The sequence below is a fragment of the Pyxidicoccus sp. M15 genome, assembly GCF_056858435.1.
Genome location: NZ_CM166495.1, coordinates 2,008,351 through 2,025,664, shown reverse-complemented (window position 1 = coordinate 2,025,664; position 17,314 = coordinate 2,008,351). Strand labels below are relative to the sequence as shown.

The window sequence follows — 17,314 nt, the reverse complement described above, 5'->3', positions numbered from 1 at the left end:
TCGTCTCTCCCGTTGGTAGGTTCCGGCCCCCTTGGGACCGTACGCGGGAATCCCTATTTCGAGACGACACGAGGATACTTCGATGGCTTCGACGCAAGCGGCGGCGGTGGGTGAGAAGGCCCCCACGAAGAACCCCACGCTCCTGGCCTGGGTGGCCAAGATGGCCCAGATGACCCAGCCGGACAGCATCGTCTGGTGCGACGGCTCCGAGGAGGAGAAGAAGCGCCTGACGGAGCAGGCGGTGAAGGAGGGAATCCTCATCCCCCTGAACCAGGAGAAGCGCCCGGGCTGCTATCTGCACCGCTCCAACCCCAATGACGTGGCGCGCGTGGAGCACCTCACGTTCATCTGTACGCCCAACAAGACGGACGCCGGCCCCACCAACAACTGGATGGACCCGGACGAGGCGTACACCAAGCTGGGCCAGCACTTCGACGGCGCCATGAAGGGCCGCACCATGTACGTGGTGCCCTACGCCATGGGCCCCATCGGCAGCCCCTCCACCAAGATTGGCGTGGAGCTCACCGACAGCGTCTACGTGGTGCTCAACATGCGGATCATGGCCCGCATGGGGAAGCAGGCGCTGGACATGCTGGGCGACAGCGACGACTTCAACCGCGGCCTGCACAGCACCGGCGACGTGAATCCGGACCGCCGCTACATCTGCCACTTCCCCCAGGACAACACCATCTGGAGCTTCGGCTCGGGATATGGCGGCAACGTGCTGCTCGGGAAGAAATGCCTCGCGCTGCGCATCGGCAGCTACCTGGGCCGCGAGGAGGGGTGGCTCGCCGAGCACATGCTCATCCTCGGCGTCACCAGCCCCAAGGGTGAGACGACCTACGTCGCCGCCGCCTTCCCGTCCGCCTGCGGCAAGACGAACTTCGCGATGATGATTCCTCCGGCCGAGTACAAGGGCTGGAAGATTGAGACCGTGGGCGACGACATCGCCTGGATGCGCCCCGGTCCGGATGGCCGCCTGTACGCCATCAACCCGGAGGCCGGCTACTTCGGCGTGGTGCCCGGCACCAACTACAAGACCAACCCCAACGCGATGGAGACCATCGCCAAGGACACCCTCTTCACCAACGTGGCGATGACGCCGGATGGTGACGTGTGGTGGGAGGGCAAGGACGGCGAGGTCCCCGAGGAGCTCACCGACTGGCAGGGCCGCCCCTGGAAGAAGGGCAGCGCGGAGAAGGCGGCGCACCCGAACAGCCGCTTCACCGCGCCCATGAGCAACAACCCGGCGCTCAGCCCCAAGGCGAACGACCCGATGGGCGTGCCCATCTCCGCCCTCATCTTCGGCGGCCGCCGCTCCAACACCATCCCGCTCGTCATCCAGGCGTTCAACTGGACGCACGGCGTGTTCCTCGGCGCCACCATGGGCAGCGAGACGACGGCCGCCGCCACCGGCAAGGTCGGCGTCGTGCGCAGAGACCCCATGGCCATGCTGCCCTTCTGCGGCTACCACATGGGCGACTACCTCCAGCACTGGCTGGACATGCAGAAGGCCATTCCCCAGCTGCCGAAGATCTTCCAGGTCAACTGGTTCCGGCAGGACAAGAACGGCAAGTTCGTCTGGCCGGGCTTCGGGGACAACATGCGCGTGCTCGAGTGGATCGTGAACCGCGTCCACGGTCGCGTGCCCACGAAGGAGACGCTGCTGGGCTGGGTGCCGCGCGCCGACGAGGGCCTCAACCTCAAGGGCCTGGACATCTCCGCCGAGGCCGTCGCCGAGGCCACCTCCATCAAGGAGGACGAGTGGAAGACCGAGCTGAAGAGCCAGGAGGTCTTCTTCGAGCAGCTGGGCACCAAGGCCCCCGAGGCCCTCATGCTCCAGCGCAAGCTGCTCATCTCCCGCCTGGAGTCCTGAGCCTCCCTGTAGCGACCTGAAGCCGCCGTCCGGGGCTTCCTTTCGGGGCCGCTTCCCGCCTGCTCATGCCGGGCGTGGGGCGGCCCCGGTGTGTTTTCACGGGAAGTGAAGACGCCCTCTTCGCCGTGCGGGCGGCTCCGGGCTAGGCTCGGGGGCACCATGAGACTGGCTTTAGTGTTGTCGGTGGCCCTCGCGCTGGCGCCACCGGTGGCGCTCGCGCAGCGCGGCGGCGCCCGGAATCCGACGGCCCTCATCCGTGAGGGTGAGCGGCTGTACCAGGCAGGGAAGTACCGCGAGGCGGCCGAGGCGCTGAAGAAGGCGCACGAGCTGTCACCCAACCCGAAGCTCATCTACAACATCGCCGTCGCCCTGGAGAACGCGGGCGAGCTGCGCGAGTCGCTCTCCTGGTACCAGCAGTACGTCGGCAACACGGAGGGCACGGACCCCACGCTGCTCAAGCGCAGCGCGCGCGGCATCGACCGGCTCCAGGTCCTCATCAAGAAGGAGGAGCAGGCGCAGGCCACCGCGGACGCCGAGCGCGAGAAGCTGCAGGCGGAAGCGGACGCCGCGCAGCGCCGCGCGGAGCAGGAGCAGCTGGCGGCCCGGCGCGCCGAGGAGGAGAACCAGCGCCGGCAGCAGGCGGAGAACGAGCGCGCGCTGAAGTCCTACAAGCGCCAGAAAATCGCCGCCTTCGCCGTGGGCGGCCTGGCGGTGGCCGGCGTAGGCGCGGGCGTGCTCTTCGGCATGCAGGCGCGCGACGCGCGCGAGCAGTTCGACGCCGCCCGGAACCTGGAGGACAAGCAGGCCCGCGCGGACGACACGAAGAGCAAGGCGCTGCTCGCGGACATCGGCTTCGGCGTGGGACTGGCCGGGGCGATTACGGCCATCATCCTCTACCCGAAGGATGGGCCGCCCGTGGAGGGCGAGGTGCGGGTGACGCTGGCGCCCCGGGGCGCCGGAGCCGGAATGGAGGTCAGCTTCTGATGCGCGCGCTGAAACTGATGACGTGCTGCACCGTGCTGCTGTCCGGCTGCACCTTCACCACCGCCGGTGGGCTCACCGAGTGCGAGACGAGCGCGGACTGCGACTCGGCGCAGGTGTGCAACGCGGGCTTCTGCCTGCCGCAGCCGGTGGGCTGCGGCGACGTGTTCGGCCCCGTCTCCAAGCCGAACACGATTCCGCTGGGCGCGGCGCTGCCCCTGACGACGTCCGAGGGCAAGGACGAGTCGGAGGAGCAGGCGCTCAACTCCATCAAGCTGGTGATTGAAGAGGTCAACCAGCGCGAGGGCATCAACGGCCGCAACTTCATCCTCTACATCTGCGACACCGGCTCCGACGCCGCGCGCGCCCGCGAGCAGGCCGAGTGGCTGGTGACCGAGAAGCAGGTGCCGGTGGTCTTCACCTCCGGCAGCGCGCAGACGATTGCCGCCTCCAGCGTCACCATCGCCGCCGGCGCGCTGATGATGACGCACACGTCGACGAGCCCGGACATCGCCACGCTGCCCGACAAGTCTCAAGGCGCGGCGGGGCTGGTGTGGCGCACGGCGCCCTCGGACACGCTGCAGGGCCGCATCATCGGCGACCTGCTGCAGGGCACCATCACCGTGGCGGACGGGACGGCGCCCTTCGCCAACACGAACAAGGTGGTCCTCGCCTACGTGGACGACCCGTACGGCCAGGGCCTGTCCGCCACGGTGCTCCGCCGGCTGACCACGCCGCAGGTCATCTCCGCGAAGTACAACCGCAATGCGGACGTGACGCCGGCGGTGACGGCCATCAGCGCCAACCTGCCCGACATCACGGTGATGGTGGGCTTCTCCGAGGACAACGCCAAGATCATCAACCAGCTCGCCACCCAGGGCACCAAGGGACGGAAGTGGTTCTTCACGGACGCCGGCAAGGACCCGGGCCTCATCACCAACCTGGGCGCCAACAAGGACCAGGTGAATGGCTCCTACGGCACCGCCCCGGCCCAGGCCCGCGTCGACGCGGACGAGTACCGGCAGTTCCGCAACCGCTTCCAGGCCGCGTACGGCAAGGACCCGGGCCAGTTCTCCTTCACCGCGCACGCGTATGACGCCATGTACCTGGTCGCGCTGGGCACCGCCTACGCGGCGGGGCCGGACGCCAGCAAGCCGCAGCCCATCACCGGCGCCCGCATCGCCGAGGGGCTGACGCACGTGACGCCGGGCGCGGGTGTCACCGCCCCGTCCTTCGCCCTGGGCTTCACCGACTTCATCAGCGCCCGGGACGCCATGCGCACCGGCACCATCATCAACGTGAAGGGCGCCAGCGGCGACCTGGACTTCAACAACGAGACGGGCGAGGCCCCGTCCGAATACGAGCTGTGGAAGGTGGAGAACGGCGCCTTCAGGACGGTGCAGCTCATCAAGCCGACCGCGGACTGACGGGGCCCTCCCCCAGCACCCGCGCCAGCACCTCCACGGCGGCGGCGAAGACCTCGGGCGTCGGCAAGAGCGACAGCACGAGGAAGGCGCCGCCGCCGAAGTCGTAGAACCAGCCCGGCTGCACCCGCACGCCCGCGTCCAGCAGGGCCAGGCAGGTGGCCTCCTCGCCGGGCTCCGCCGGAATCCGCAGCACCGCGCTCCACCCGCCGTGCGCGGGCACCACGTCCCACGTGGCGCCCGCCGGGCGGGCCCCGCGCAGCCGCTCGCGGTTGCCCCGCACGCGCTCCAGCACCGCCGCCTGGAAGCGGGGCACGTGGGCCAGCAAGTCCGGCAGCGCGAGCTGCACGGGCGTGCCCACCGGCAGGTACATGTCCGCCAGCCACTCCAGCCGGGCCAGCGCCTCGTCGCGCAAGGCGGGCGGGCCGCCCACGTGCATCCACCCCAGCTTGAGGCCGGGCAGCCCCGCCACTTTCGACAGGCCGGACAGCGCGAAGGTGAGCGCGGGCAGCGCGCGCCCGGCCACGGTGGGCACGCGCGCGGGCTCGGCGTCCCAGGCGAAGTCGCTGAAGACCTCGTCGGACACCAGCGCCAGTCCGTGGCGCGCGCACGCGTCCGCCAGCGCCGCCAATTCGCCCTCGTGCAGGTAGTGGCCGGTGGGGTTGCCGGGGTTGACGACGAGCACCGCGCGGGTGCGGGCGTCTCGCGCGGCCTCCACCTCGTCCACGTCCAGGCCGAAGCCGTGCACGCGGGGCAGGCGGTAGGGCCGCGTCTCCACGCCCTCCAGGCGCGCCAGGTGCTCGAAGAGGGGGTAGCTGGGGGCGGGCACGAGGACGTTGTCCCCGGGCTCGCACAGGAGCTTGAAGAGCCACCCGTAGGCCTCGCTGGTGCTGGCCGTCAGCACGAGGTGCTCGGGGGACACGGCCGCGCCGCGGGCCGTCAGGTGCGTGGCCAGGGCGTGGCGCGCGGAAGGAAGGCCAAGGCTTCGCGGCGCGTAGCCACAGGCGCCGGGAGGGGCGAGCAGGCCTTCCGCGGGGGCGGGCAGCCCCACTCGCGTGGGGTTGGACTCGGTGACGTCCAACAGGGGGAGCCCGCGGGCGCGGTGCCGGGCGAGCGCCTCTGCCAGCGGGTTCGGAGTGCGCGGGAAGTCGGAGCGGGCGGAGAAGCCGCTCACAGGCCCGTCTGCAGCATGGCGTTGGCCACGCGGCGGATGAGCTCCCGGCGCAGCTCCTTGCGGCAGTGCTCGATGGCCTTCTCGTGAGGCCGGGGCAGCGCGGGGTCTCGGGTGCGCAGCGCGGTCCGCAAGACGAGCTCGACCTTCGAGGGCTCGATGTGGAACAGCCGAGGCCCCTCCTTCTGGAGGAAGTAGCTGAGCCCCCTCTGGTCGATGAGCTTCGTGAAGAAGCGCCGGACGTCCGCGTGGAACGTGAGGTCGATGATGTCCGCCATTCGCAACGCGTTCTCGCGCGGAAAAAACGGCCCGTCCATTTCACGACCGCGTGACTCGAAAACTTGCGCGACCTGTAGCACTCGTCCTGTAGCGAAAACGCGCCGGAGGCCGATTTTCCGGCCTCCGCGCGTTCAGGGCACCAGCGCGCGCAGGGCCTTGCGGAACGCGGCGTGCCGTCCGCGCGCGTCAGGCAGGTACGGCACCGGTCCCAGCACCGGGACGCCGTGGCGCTCCTCCAGCAGCAGGCGGTTGTCGCGCTCGGACGAGTCCCTCGCGGGGGTGCCGCGCGACAGCAGCACGGCCTTCACGGGGATGCGGCGCGCGGCGAGCGCCTGGAGCGACAGGGCCGTGTGGTTGAGCGTGCCCAGGCCCGCGCGGGCCACCAGCAGCACGGGCAGGCGCAGGGTGGCGATGAGGTCGATGACGTCGTGCCGCGAGTCCAGGGGGACGAAGAGGCCGCCGGCCCCCTCCACCACGGTGGTGCCGTGGGAGAGCCGCTTCCACGCGGCCAGGGTGACGTCCCAGTCCGGCTCGCGGCCCAGGCGGCGCGCGGCCACGCCGGGGGCCAGGGGCGCGCGGAAGCGGTGGGGGCAGAGGGCGTCCACGGGCAGCGTGCTGCGCGCCGCCTCGCGCAGGGCCAGCGTGTCCGCCGGGGCGCGCAGGGAGGCGCAGCCACTCTCGTAGGGCTTGAAGCCCTGGGGCTCGTGGCCCGCGTCCGCGAGCAGCGACAGCAGCGCGCACGAGGCCTGCGTCTTGCCCACGCCGGTGTCGGTGCCGGTGACGAAGATTTGGAAGGGCCGGCTAGCCATGGTGCACTCCCACCCGGCGCAGGGCGTCCAGCGCCAGGTCCACGTGGCCCAGGGTGTGGGCGGCGGAGAGACAGAAGCGCAGCCGGCTGGTGCCCTCGGGCACGGTGGGCGGGCGGATGGCCTTCACCAGCACGCCCGCCTCGCGCAGGCGGCGCGCGGCGTCCAGGGCGCGCTCGGGCTCGCCGAGGACGATGGGGAACACCGCGCTGCGGGCCTCGGCCCTCAGGCCCAGCGCGCGCAGCCCGGCCGCGAAGCGGCGGATGTTGCGCCACAGCCGCTCGCGCAGGGCCGGGTCTCCCTCCACGGCGTCCACCGCGGCCTCGGCTGCGGCGCACAGCGCGGCGGGCAGCGCGGTGGAGAAGACGAAGGGCCGCGCGCGCGACACCAGCAGGTCCGCCACCGCCCGCGAGGTGGCCACGTACGCGCCCAGGCCTCCCAGCGCCTTGCTGAGCGTGCCCATGCGCAGGTCCACGCGGGACTCCAGGCCCAGCTCCTCACACAGGCCGGCGCCGCGGGCGCCCAGCACGCCGGTGGCGTGGGCCTCGTCCACCATGAGGGCGGCGCCGTGCGCCTCGCAGGCCTCGACGATGGCGCGCAGCGGGGCCACGTCGCCATCCATGGAGAAGACGGTGTCGGTGACGACGAGCTTGCGCCGCGCCGGCGTGTCCGCGAGGGCACGCGCGAGCGCCTCCACGTCCGCATGCGGGTAGACGACGACGCGGGCGCGGGACAGGCGGCAGCCGTCCACGAGGGAGGCGTGGTTGAGGGCATCGGAGAAGACGGCGTCCCCGGGGCCGACCAGCGCGGGGAGGATGCCGGTGTTGGCGGCATAGCCGCTGTTGAAGAGGAGCACGGCCTCGGCGCGCTCGAAGGCGGCCAGGCGTGCTTCCAGACGGTGGTGCGCGGACGTGTCGCCCACGACGAGCCGGCTGGCGCCGGTGCCCATGCCGTAGCGCTCCAGCGCGGCGGCGGCGGCGGCGCGCACGGACGGCGAGGCGGCCAGCCCCAGGTAGTCGTTGGAGGAGAAGTTGACGAGCGTCTCCCCACCCACGCGAACCACCGGGCCCTGGGGCGAGTCGAGCGGCTCCAGGTGCCGGCGCAGGCCGCGTGCGGAGAGGACCGCGAGGTCCTCCCGCGCCCACGTGGAGGCCACGCCCCGGGCGGCAGGCGCCGGCTCCGTGACACCGGGCCCCGTCGGCGCAACGGGCTCCGGTACCTCCGGAGCCCCCTGCCTCCGTGCATCGGTGACAGGTGTCTCGGGGCCCGGCGCTTCCGGGGCGGGAAGGGCCAGCGCCACGTCCTCCGCCGCGCTCCCCTCCCCGGCCTCGCCCCGGGCCGACGATGTCGTGACGCTCACGCGCTCCGCCCTACCCGTCCCGCCGGGGCTCCAGCGGGCGGATGCCGGCCTTCTCCAGCAGGGCCATGTCCTGGCCGTACTCGGGGTTGCCGGTGGTGAGCAGCTTCTCGCCGAAGAAGAGCGAGTTGGCGCCCGCCATCATGCAGAGCAGCTGCGCCTCCTCGTTCATCTGCTGGCGACCCGCGGACAGGCGCACCATGGACTGCGGCATCAGGATGCGCGCCGTGGCGATGGTGCGCACCATGTCCACCGTCTCCACGCGGGGCTGCTCGGCCAGCGGCGTGCCCTCCACGGCCACCAGCGCGTTGACGGGCACCGACTCCGGGTGGTGCTCCTGGTTGGCCAGCGTGCGCAGCAGGTTGCAGCGGTCGTCCACCGACTCGCCCATGCCGATGATGCCGCCGCAGCACACGGAGATGCCCGCCTCGCGCACCCGGTTGAGCGTCTTCAGCCGGTCGTCATACGTGCGGGTGGAGATGATGTCGCCGTAGTGCTCGGGCGAGGTGTCCAGGTTGTGGTTGTACGCGTCCAGGCCCGCCTCGCGCAGGCGCTTCGCCTGGCTGTCGGTGAGCATGCCCAGCGTGGCGCACGCCTCCATGCCCAGGGCGCGCACGCCGCGCACCATCTCCAGCACGCTGTCGAACTGCGGGCCGTCCTTCACCTCGCGCCACGCGGCGCCCATGCAGAAGCGCGTGGCCCCGGCGGCGCGGGCCTTCGACGCGGCCGCCAGCACCTCCGGCACCGCCATCAGCCGCTCCGCCTTGACGCCCGTCTTGTAGCGGGCCGCCTGCGGGCAGTACGCGCAGTCCTCGGAGCAGCCGCCCGTCTTGATGGACAAGAGCGAGCACAGCTGCACCTTGTTGTCCTGGAACACGGCCCGGTGGACCGTCTGCGCCCGGTGGACCAGGTCCAGCAGCGGCATGGCGTAGATGGCGCGGACCTCGGCGAGCGACCAGTCATGGCGCACCTCGACGCCCGGAGGCGGCGGCGCGGCCGTGTGGGAATGGCCGTGAAAGGACTCGCTGGGGGCGGAAGCGTCGGGCATGGGCTCCTCGGCAGGTTTGAGGAGCGCGAAGGTGCGCGGGTGGCGGGAAGTTGTCAACGCCGCTGAGCGGACAGGTTGACGACTTCCCACGAAAGAGAAACGGGCCGGCGCCCACGGGGAAGCCCCGGGGCGCCGGCCCTGCGCTCGTCATTCCATCCCGTGCGCGTTGCGCACCGCGAAGCGGGCGCTAGACGCGGACGCGGCGCCGGCCGCCGGCCATGCCCACCAGGAACAGCACCAGGAGCGCGCCGAGGACGGAGAACAGCAGGCCGGTCGGGTGCAGGTCGAAGATGCGGCCGTCACTGCGGAACAGCGAGGCGATGAAGCCGCCCACGAACGAGCCGGCGACGCCCAGCAGCGTGGTGGCGATGAGCCCCATGGACTGGTTGCCCGGCATGACAGCGCGAGCGATGAGGCCGGCGAGAAGACCGATGACCAGGAAAGCGATGATCCCCATGACTACCTCCCTTTTGCTTGAGGGGCGCCGCGACTCGCGTCGCCCATGAGCAGCAAGGTGGGACGCTCCTCCTTCCCGTACAACTTGACAGCAGGGGGGTTGACACCGTGCCTGCCTGCTCTCCTGTCTGGCCAACCTGTAAGGGCGTAAAAACGTCAGGGTTCCGCGCTATGGCTCCCCCATGGCGAAGGCGAAGACGCACTACACCTGTCAGGCCTGCGGGTATCAGACGGCGAAGTGGCTCGGGAAGTGTCCGGACTGCGGCGCGTGGAGCTCCCTGCTGGAGGAGGCGGGAGCGAAGGACGACGAGAAGCGCCCGGCGTGGGGCGCCTCGGGAGGGGCCTCGAAGCCCGTGCGCCTCAAGGAGGTCACCAGCGAGACGGAGGTGCGGCGCCGCACCGGCATCGCCGAGTTCGACCGGGTGCTGGGCGGCGGCGTGGTGAGCGGCTCGCTGGTGCTACTGGGCGGAGACCCGGGCATCGGCAAGTCCACGCTGCTGCTCGCGGCGGTGGACAGGCTGGCGCGTCACGGGCCGGTGCTCTACGTGTCGGGTGAGGAGAGCCTGCGGCAGACGAAGATGCGCGCCGAGCGGCTCCGGGTGGAAGGCGACGCCCTCCACCTGTTCGCGGAGACGGACGCGGAGCGGATACTTTCGGCCGCCGAGGCGCTCAAGCCACAGGCGCTGGTGGTGGACTCCATCCAGACCATGTACCTGCCGGAGCTGGGCAACGCGCCGGGCAGCATCACCCAGGTGCGTGAGGTGGCGGGCCGGCTGATGGCGTACGCCAAGCGCACCGGGGTGCCCACCTTCCTCGTGGGCCACGTGACGAAGGAGGGCTCCATCGCGGGCCCGCGCGTGCTGGAGCACATGGTGGACACCGTCCTCTACTTCGAGGGCGAGCGCGGACACCCGTTCCGAATCCTGCGCGCGCACAAGAACCGCTTCGGCTCCACCAACGAGATTGGCGTCTTCGAGATGAAGGGCGCCGGGCTGGTGGAGGTGTCGGACCCGTCCGCCCTGTTCCTCTCGGAGCGCCCGGTGGGCAAGTCCGGCAGCGTCGTCACCAGCACGCTCAACGGCACGCGCCCCCTGCTGGTGGAGGTGCAGGCGCTGGTGGCGCCCACGGGCTACGGCACCGCGCGGCGCACGGCCATCGGCGTGGACGGCAACCGCGTGGCGCTGCTGGCGGCGGTGCTGGAGAAGAAGGAGGAGATTCCGCTGGTGGGCTGCGACCTCTTCGTCAACGTCGCGGGCGGCATGCAGCTCAACGAGCCCGCGTGTGACCTCGCGGTGTGCGCGGCGCTGGTGAGCAGCCTGCAGAACCGGCCGCTGGACGCGCAGACGCTGGTGCTGGGCGAGGTGGGCCTCGCGGGCGAGGTGCGCGCGGTGGGCCAGGTGGAGCCACGCCTGGCCGAGGCCGCGAAGATGGGCTTCCAGCGGGTGGTGATGCCCGCCGGAAGCGCACGGCGGCTCGAGGGCGCCGGGAAGATGAAGGTGGTGGGCGTGGAGACGCTCGGCGAGGCGCTGGCGGCGATGTTCGACTGAAGCACCGCGCGCCAGTGCCTCCGAGCCTCCTTCGGGGCCCGTGCGCCTACGGCGCTGCGGGCGTCTTGAACTCGGGGATGAGCCCGCCGGTGAGGCGGATGCTCTTCATCACCTTGTCATGCGGCATGGCGCCCACCTGGTGGAAGGACATGAGGGCGTCGATGCCCAGGGCCTCGTAGCGCTTGAGCCGCTTTCGCACCTGGTCCTGGGTGCCGACAATCAGCGAGTCCTGCTCGCTCAGGACTTCCCACACCTGCCCGTCCGGCACGTCCTCGCCGCCGACGATGCGGCCCAGCAGCCGCTGGGCCCGGGACTGGGGCGCGTTCGGGTCCTTCTTGCGCATGAGCTGCCCCGTCAGGCCGCCGCCCGCCGGGTCCTTCGCCAGCGACTCCAGCTCGGCGGCGGTGCGCATGAAGGCCTCCCTCGCCTCGAAGAAGGTGAAGGAGCCATTCGTGTACCAGGCCGCGGCCTTCGCGGCGCCGTTCTCCATCGCCTCCTGCTCGCTGTCCGCGCAGTGGACGAAGGTGAAGAAGGCGACCTGGTCGTTGACGAACTCGCCCACCGGCTCACAGCGGGTGCGCAGGGCCTCGCGGTAGATGTGAATCATCTCCGCGACTTCTTCGGGTGAGGCCCACAGCGTCACGCCCAGCGCGCCCACGCCGTTGCGTCCCGCCTGCTCGAACGAGGCCGGGCTGGAGCACGCCTGCCACAGCGGCGGGTGCGGCTTGCGGTACGGCTTGGGGATGACGTTGATGTCCTTGAGCCGGTAGTCCGGGCTGTCCCAGGAGAACTTCTCGCGGGTCCACATCTTGGGGACCATCTCGAAGGCCTGCTGCATCTGCCCGCGCGTGGAGTCCGGGTCGATGTTGAAGGTGCGCCACTCGGGGATGGTGCTGCGCGCCAGGCCCAGCTGGAAGCGGCCCCCGCTCAGGTGGTCGATGAAGGCCCCGCGCTCGGCGATGCGAATGGGGTGGTTGAAGCGCCCCGGCGCCAGCACCGACGAGTGCCCCACGTGCATCTTCTTCGTGCTCATGGCGATGGCCGTGAGCATGACCTCGGGCGCGGAGCTGTAGCTGAACTCCACGGCGGCGTGGTGCTCCACCTGCCACCAGACGCCATAGCCCATCTCATCCGCCAGCTTCGCCTGCTCCAGCGTTTCCTGGATGAGCCGGTGCTCGTGGTCCGGGCCGGTCCAGTGCTCCTTCGGGTGCTGCATCTCCGAGAAGATGTCGAGTCTCATGTCCCCCTCCTCTGCTGCACGGGTATGCGCCGCCCTCCGGGGCAGGGCGCCCACAGCCTAGACCAGGCGGGCAGGCGACTGAGATACACGTATCATCCCGGTGGTAGGCGGCTGGGCGACATCGCGGATGCTGACGACACCGGTGTACAATTGAAGCGCCGAGGCTCCACGAGAGAGCGGGCGTTCGCACCGCCGGCGTGAAACAGACACGCCACCCATGAGAGGGATTGTCTGCCCGCTCTGCCTCCAGGCGCATTCTCCTCTGGGAACCAATGCCTTGCATTCCCGCCACCCCACCGGCCTGACGTCCTCGGGGAGTGCCGAAATGACTCACAACATGGCTTGAAAGTCGACGGCGGCTTTTGATGTTTGTGCCCCCACTTGCCAGGCACCCCTTGCACGCCGGTCATCCCCGACGCGGCGGTTGAGCAGGCGAGGGCCCCTTCCGTCCGTCGTGTTCGGAGAAGCGGGGCCCGTGTCCGCTCACATTCCCTGGCTGCTGGAGCACCATGAGAAAGCAGCTCAAGTGGTTCATGTTGGCAGTCGGCGTCCAGGCCACCGCGTGCGGTGGCGCGTCCGACTTTCAAGGAAGCACGCCCGAGGTCACCACCCCCGAGGTGACGGCCCCCGAGGCCCCCACGCCGTCCGAGTCCGCGCCCGTCGAGGCCGACGCCACGGCGGTGGACCCCAATAGCATCTACGCGGACGCGCTCGGCTCGGGCTGGGCGGACTGGTCCTGGGCCACGCACAACCTCGCGGCCACCTCCCCTGTCGCGTCCGGCACGCGCGCCGTGTCCGCGACGTTCGGCGCCTGGACGGGGCTGTACTTCCACCACACGGGCGTCCCCACCACGGGGCTCGAGTTCGTGGAGCTCCAGGTCCACGGCGGCGTGACGTCCAACCCCGCCCTCACCGCGTATGCCACCGTCGCCAACGCCGCCCGCCCCACGGTGGGGGTGAACCGGTACTGTGACGGCGGCACCATCAAGGCCAACGCCTGGACGCGGTGCCGCGTGCCGCTGTCCGCGCTCGGCGTCGCCAACGTCACGATGGACGGCTTCGTCATCCAGGAGGGCGCCGGCCGCTCGCTGCCGGTGATGACCTTCGACAACCTCCGCCTGGGCACCTCCGTGGCCACGCCGTCCGCCCCCACCGGGCTGAAGGCCACGCCGTCCTCGACGAACGTGTCCCTGGCGTGGACCGCCGTCAGCGGCGCGACGGGCTACCACGTGTACCGCGCCACGTCCCAGGCGGGCACGTACACGAAGCTCACGGTGACGCCCGCCACCACCGCCACGTACAAGGACGCCGCCGTCACCGCCGGCGCCACGTACTGGTACGCCGTGTCCGCGGTGGGCACCGGCGGCGAGGGCGCCCGCTCCGCGGCCGTCTCGGCCACCGTGCAGTCCCCGGTGCCGACGGTGGCCATCTCCGTGACGCCCACCAGCGCGTCGCTCACGAAGGGCGCCACGCGCACCTTCACCGCCGCCGTGACGGGCAGCACCAACACGTCCGTCACCTGGTCCGTCCAGGAGGGCGCGGCTGGAGGCACCGTCACCAACGCGGGCCTGTACACCGCGCCGCAGACGGCGGGCACGTACCACGTCGTCGCCACCAGCCTGGCGGACACCACGAAGAAGGCGACGGCCACCGTCACCGTCACCGCGTCCACGCCTGTCACCGGCAAGTGGGTGTCTGGTTACTACACGGGCTGGAACGCGGACCTGTACCCGCCGGAGAAGGTGGACTTCAGCGCGATGACGCACATCATCGTCGGCCGCGCCACGCCCCGCACGGACGGCACGGTGAGCACGGCGTTCGACAACTCGAACGGCCCGGCCATGGCGCGCACCCTGGCGACGCGGGCCCACGCGGCCGGCCGCAAGGCCATCATCATGGTGGGCGGCGCCGGTGAGCACGCCAACTGGGTGGGCGCCGCCAGCAACGCCAACCGCGCGAAGTTCGTGCAGAACCTGCTCTCCGCCATGGACAGCCTCGGCTACGACGGGCTCGACATCGACTGGGAGCCGGTGGAGACGGCGGACAAGCCCAACCTGCTCGCGCTGGTGAAGGAGCTGCGCGCGGCGCGGCCGGGCATGCTGCTCACCTTCCCCATCGGGTGGATCAACACCAACTTCGCGTCCGACGTGGACCCCTGGTACGCGCAGCTCGCGCCGTACCTGGACCAAATCAATGTCATGTCCTACGAGATGATTGGCCCGTGGGACGGCTGGCAGTCCTGGTACACGTCCGCGCTGCACGGCCACACCGGCAACCACCCCACGTCCGTCTCCGCCAGCCTCAACGGCTGGGTGAGCGCGGGCATCCCCAAGGCGAAGCTCGGCATGGGCATCCCCTTCTACGGCATGGCGTGGCGCAACATCTCCGGCCCGTACCAGAACTTCACCAACTGGTCGGACTACGTGGGCAGCGACAACTCCTTCACGTACAAGAAAATCCTCCAGCTCTCCAAGTCCGGCACGTACCACTGGGACGCGGTGGCCGGCGCGAGCTACGTCACCTTCAACACGCCCGTGGAGGACGGCACCGTGCGGTGGATTTCCTATGACGCCCCGCAGACCATCGCCGCCAAGGGCGCGTACACCCGCGACAACGGCTTCGGTGGCACCATCATCTGGACCATCAACCAGGGCTGCACCGACCCCGTCACCGGCGCCAACCCGCTGCTGGACGCGGTGAAGAGCGCGTTCCTGCAGTAGCGGGAAACGGAAGAAGGGAGGAGCGGGGCCACCCGCCACGCTCCTCCCTCCCGTGTCACTCACCCGGCCTGGGGCAGACCCGGAGGGGGCATGGCGTTCGTCCCCGGGGCGCCTTCAGGCAGCACGGCGTAGCGCAAGAGCAGCACGCCGTTCTTGTAGACCTTGGTGGAGAGCAGCTCCAGGCTGAGCGTCGCCTGGAGCCGCGTGACGAGCGGAATGCCCGAGCCGAGCAGCAGCGGGCTCAGCTTGAGCACCACCTCGTCGACGAGCCCCGCGTCCAGCACCTTCGATGCGAAGTCCGCGCCGCCCGCGAGGTAGAGGTCCTTGCCCGGGCGGGCCTTGAGCTGCCGGATGACGCCCAGGGCGTCGTCGGCCACGAGCTTCACACGCGGGTTCGGGCTCTCCTTCATGGAGCGCGTGAAGACGTAGGGCTCCATCATCGGATAGGGGTCCGTCACCCCCACCTTCAGGCCCTGCTCGTACGTGCGGCGCCCCATCAGGACGGTGTCGTACGTCGCGAAGGACGCGAGGTAGTCGGTGATGTGCTCGCTGTCCTTCACGAGCCGTTCCTGCATGAAGGCCCCGTAGGTGTCGTCCTCGTGGGCGATGAAGCCGTCGGCGGTGGAAGCAACGTGGTACTTGAGCTTTCTCATACAGAATCTCCAAGAGCAGCGCGTACGCCCGGAGCACCGGGCGGATGGGAATGGAATTCGCGGCGGGGACTCGGGGGACCCACACGTCCGGACGGCAATCCTCGACACACCACGGCCAGGCTGCCGGGGCGACGAAGGAAGTCTCGGGAAGTGGGTCAGCGAGTGGAGATCATGGGACGACGCCGTGAGGCGCCGACGGGGACATTAAGCACGCCCACCGAGCGGCCGCAACCGGGTTGCACGCCCGGCTGTGTCTTGCCGCACGTCACATCCCAGGTCGGCGCGGTCCACCTCGAAGGGGGCATTGGCGCCTCCCCGAACAGGAGACGCCATGCCCGAACAGGAATCCTACATCCCAAGCACGGGGCGGCCCGCGAAGGCCGACCCCATCCTCCAGCAGGGCTCGACGGGGTCCGCCGTCGTCGAGCTGCAGATGCTGCTCACCCAGGCCGGCTTCAGCCCCGGCGCCGCGGACGGTGACTTCGGCGCGAAGACGAAGGCCGCGGTGATGAGCTTCCAGCGCGCGCGGGGACTGACCGCGGACGGAATCGTCGGTCCCGTCACCTGGACCGCGCTGCGCGCTTCCGCGCCCACGCCCGCGCCCGTGAGCGGGCTGCGCGCGAAGATTGTCGCGGAGGCGCAGTGGGCCCTCTCCAACGCGGCCGGCATCCACTACCAGCAGCTGCGGCCCATGGACGGCATCAACCAGCGCCGCAAGCTGCCGCTCAACACCGACTGCTCCGGGTTCGTCACGCTCTGCTACAAGTGGGCCGGCGCCGGAGACCCCAACGGGCTCGGCTTCAACGGCCAGGGCTACACGGGCACGCTGCTGGGCTACCTGACCTCCATCCCCCAGTCCCAGGTGAAGCCGGGAGACCTCTGCCTCTGGGCGCGCAACGGCAAGGGCGAGCACGTGTCCATGGTCAGCGAGCCGGGCAGCGACCCGCTGCTCATCTCCCACGGTGAGGAGTCCGGCCCGTACACCGTGCGCTTCTCCTCCTCCAACCGCTACCACTCGGGCGCGACGGTGTACTGGCTGAAGCTGCCCTCGGTGGACGGCGCCACCCGCGAGGCCCCCAAGGGAGCGCCCCAGATGCGCATGCGGCAGGCCGAGGTGGGCGACGCCTCCGACGCGCCCAGCGAGGCCGGGCTGGCGCGAGAGAGCGAGTCCCCGCCCGTCACGCACTGACGGGGCCCTCGGAAATCCGAGTCCCGCCGGGCGCGCGTGGCACGGCTGGCGGGAGGACGACGCCCTCGGGACACTCCCTCGTCCCGAGGGGCATGCGGCACCTGGCTTGCACACGTCAGGGGCCGTCATGCCGTCCCACCGGAGGAGTTCCTCGTGCGCTTCACCCCTGTCCTGATGCTGCTGGCCACCGCGCTGCTCACCGCCTGCGGAGACGAGGAGGAGCTGGTCGTCTGCCCCGCGATATGGATTCCCGCGGCGCAGGTCACCGTGGTGGACGCCCGGGGACAGGTCGTGGAAGACGCCCGCGTCACGTACCGCCACGACGGGGGCGCCGAGCAGGCGGCCTCCTGCGCCCAGCCGGGGCAGACCCAGGGGAGCTGCCTCGAGTGGGAGACCCGGAACAAGACGGGCGAGTACGTGCTTCGCGCCACCAGCGCCGACGGGCAGCGCAGTGTCGAGGAGGAAATCACCTCGACGGGCGGCGAGTGCGGCCCCATCGAGTCGGTGAAGGTCCAGCTCACCCTCCCGGACTGAGCACGTGGCCGTTGAAGGTTCCGCGCCCGGAGG

At 70.7% G+C, this 17,314-nt stretch carries 15 protein-coding genes; 7 read left to right on the top strand and 8 right to left on the bottom strand.

The genetic code is table 11. From position 1 onward, the window contains the following. Positions 1–82 precede the first annotated feature (82 nt). The 3 genes from ACX9TP_RS08080 to ACX9TP_RS08070 all read left to right on the top strand — a co-directional run bounded on the left by ACX9TP_RS08080 (position 83) and on the right by ACX9TP_RS08070 (position 4,284). A complete protein-coding gene (locus ACX9TP_RS08080) occupies positions 83–1,876 on the top strand; it encodes a phosphoenolpyruvate carboxykinase (GTP) (protein WP_482979148.1) in 1,794 nt (597 codons plus the stop codon). 159 nt (positions 1,877–2,035) lie between these two features. Further along, positions 2,036–2,860 (top strand): hypothetical protein, encoded by an 825-nt coding sequence (locus ACX9TP_RS08075; protein ID WP_482979147.1) that lies wholly within the window; start codon positions 2,036–2,038, stop codon positions 2,858–2,860. After that, positions 2,860–4,284: an ABC transporter substrate-binding protein gene (locus ACX9TP_RS08070; RefSeq protein WP_482979146.1), complete on the top strand. Its 1,425-nt coding sequence runs from the start codon at positions 2,860–2,862 to the stop codon at positions 4,282–4,284. Before ACX9TP_RS08075 ends, ACX9TP_RS08070 begins: the two co-directional genes overlap by 1 nt. On the opposite strand, the gene ACX9TP_RS08065 is transcribed toward ACX9TP_RS08070, so the two are convergent. From ACX9TP_RS08065 to ACX9TP_RS08040, 6 genes are all read right to left on the bottom strand, one after another. After that, positions 4,265–5,455, bottom strand: a complete 1,191-nt coding sequence (locus ACX9TP_RS08065) for a pyridoxal phosphate-dependent aminotransferase (RefSeq protein WP_482979145.1) — start codon at positions 5,453–5,455, stop codon at positions 4,265–4,267. The two genes, ACX9TP_RS08070 and ACX9TP_RS08065, sit on opposite strands and share 20 nt — an antisense overlap. After that, positions 5,452–5,730 (bottom strand): hypothetical protein, encoded by a 279-nt coding sequence (locus ACX9TP_RS08060; RefSeq protein ID WP_206721553.1) that lies wholly within the window; start codon positions 5,728–5,730, stop codon positions 5,452–5,454. Before ACX9TP_RS08060 ends, ACX9TP_RS08065 begins: the two co-directional genes overlap by 4 nt. Positions 5,731–5,862: 132 nt before the next feature. Further along, positions 5,863–6,540: a dethiobiotin synthase gene (bioD, locus tag ACX9TP_RS08055; protein WP_482979144.1), complete on the bottom strand. Its 678-nt coding sequence runs from the start codon at positions 6,538–6,540 to the stop codon at positions 5,863–5,865. Then, entirely contained in the window at positions 6,533–7,693 is a 1,161-nt protein-coding gene (bioF, locus tag ACX9TP_RS08050; RefSeq protein WP_482982131.1) for an 8-amino-7-oxononanoate synthase, read from the bottom strand. Before bioF ends, bioD begins: the two co-directional genes overlap by 8 nt. 214 nt (positions 7,694–7,907) lie before the next feature. Beyond that, positions 7,908–8,942 (bottom strand): biotin synthase BioB, encoded by a 1,035-nt coding sequence (gene bioB, locus ACX9TP_RS08045; protein ID WP_482979143.1) that lies wholly within the window; start codon positions 8,940–8,942, stop codon positions 7,908–7,910. Positions 8,943–9,129: 187 nt separating this feature from the next. Further along, a complete protein-coding gene (locus tag ACX9TP_RS08040) occupies positions 9,130–9,399 on the bottom strand; it encodes a GlsB/YeaQ/YmgE family stress response membrane protein (RefSeq protein ID WP_482979142.1) in 270 nt (89 codons plus the stop codon). Between the two features lie 181 nt (positions 9,400–9,580). Here ACX9TP_RS08040 and radA point away from each other — a divergent pair, with 181 nt between their 5' ends. Then, positions 9,581–10,945 (top strand): DNA repair protein RadA, encoded by a 1,365-nt coding sequence (gene radA / locus ACX9TP_RS08035; RefSeq protein ID WP_482979141.1) that lies wholly within the window; start codon positions 9,581–9,583, stop codon positions 10,943–10,945. 46 nt (positions 10,946–10,991) lie between these two features. Here radA and ACX9TP_RS08030 read toward each other — a convergent pair whose 3' ends face one another. Beyond that, positions 10,992–12,185, bottom strand: a complete 1,194-nt coding sequence (locus tag ACX9TP_RS08030) for an LLM class flavin-dependent oxidoreductase (protein WP_482979140.1) — start codon at positions 12,183–12,185, stop codon at positions 10,992–10,994. Between the two features lie 509 nt (positions 12,186–12,694). On the opposite strand from ACX9TP_RS08030, the gene ACX9TP_RS08025 reads away from it, so the two are divergent. Beyond that, positions 12,695–14,905 carry a glycosyl hydrolase family 18 protein gene (locus tag ACX9TP_RS08025; protein ID WP_482979139.1) on the top strand — a complete coding sequence of 737 codons (2,211 nt, stop codon included), beginning with the start codon at positions 12,695–12,697 and terminating at the stop codon, positions 14,903–14,905. A gap of 59 nt (positions 14,906–14,964) precedes the next feature. Here ACX9TP_RS08025 and ACX9TP_RS08020 read toward each other — a convergent pair whose 3' ends face one another. Further along, a complete protein-coding gene (locus ACX9TP_RS08020) occupies positions 14,965–15,558 on the bottom strand; it encodes a dihydrofolate reductase family protein (RefSeq protein WP_482979138.1) in 594 nt (197 codons plus the stop codon). 331 nt (positions 15,559–15,889) lie between these two features. On the opposite strand from ACX9TP_RS08020, the gene ACX9TP_RS08015 reads away from it, so the two are divergent. Together ACX9TP_RS08015 and ACX9TP_RS08010 are read left to right on the top strand one after the other, a co-directional pair. Further along, positions 15,890–16,747 (top strand): C40 family peptidase, encoded by an 858-nt coding sequence (locus ACX9TP_RS08015; RefSeq protein WP_482979137.1) that lies wholly within the window; start codon positions 15,890–15,892, stop codon positions 16,745–16,747. 153 nt (positions 16,748–16,900) lie between these two features. Further along, positions 16,901–17,281, top strand: a complete 381-nt coding sequence (locus ACX9TP_RS08010) for a hypothetical protein (RefSeq protein ID WP_482979136.1) — start codon at positions 16,901–16,903, stop codon at positions 17,279–17,281. The last annotated feature ends 33 nt before the right edge of the window (positions 17,282–17,314 follow it).

Bases quoted from the DNA above. Each gene is read 5' to 3' on its own strand.
- ACX9TP_RS08080 (WP_482979148.1), top strand. From the start codon at position 83: ATGGCTTCGACGCAAGCGGCGGCGGTGGGTGAGAAGGCCCCCACGAAG.
- bioD (WP_482979144.1), bottom strand. From the start codon at position 6,540: ATGGCTAGCCGGCCCTTCCAAATCTTCGTCACCGGCACCGACACCGGC.
- ACX9TP_RS08020 (WP_482979138.1), bottom strand. From the start codon at position 15,558: ATGAGAAAGCTCAAGTACCACGTTGCTTCCACCGCCGACGGCTTCATC.
- ACX9TP_RS08040 (WP_482979142.1), bottom strand. From the start codon at position 9,399: ATGGGGATCATCGCTTTCCTGGTCATCGGTCTTCTCGCCGGCCTCATC.
- ACX9TP_RS08030 (WP_482979140.1), bottom strand. From the start codon at position 12,185: ATGAGACTCGACATCTTCTCGGAGATGCAGCACCCGAAGGAGCACTGG.
- ACX9TP_RS08060 (WP_206721553.1), bottom strand. From the start codon at position 5,730: ATGGCGGACATCATCGACCTCACGTTCCACGCGGACGTCCGGCGCTTC.
- ACX9TP_RS08075 (WP_482979147.1), top strand. From the start codon at position 2,036: ATGAGACTGGCTTTAGTGTTGTCGGTGGCCCTCGCGCTGGCGCCACCG.
- ACX9TP_RS08015 (WP_482979137.1), top strand. From the start codon at position 15,890: ATGCCCGAACAGGAATCCTACATCCCAAGCACGGGGCGGCCCGCGAAG.
- radA (WP_482979141.1), top strand. From the start codon at position 9,581: ATGGCGAAGGCGAAGACGCACTACACCTGTCAGGCCTGCGGGTATCAG.
- ACX9TP_RS08070 (WP_482979146.1), top strand. From the start codon at position 2,860: ATGCGCGCGCTGAAACTGATGACGTGCTGCACCGTGCTGCTGTCCGGC.
- ACX9TP_RS08025 (WP_482979139.1), top strand. From the start codon at position 12,695: ATGAGAAAGCAGCTCAAGTGGTTCATGTTGGCAGTCGGCGTCCAGGCC.
- bioB (WP_482979143.1), bottom strand. From the start codon at position 8,942: ATGCCCGACGCTTCCGCCCCCAGCGAGTCCTTTCACGGCCATTCCCAC.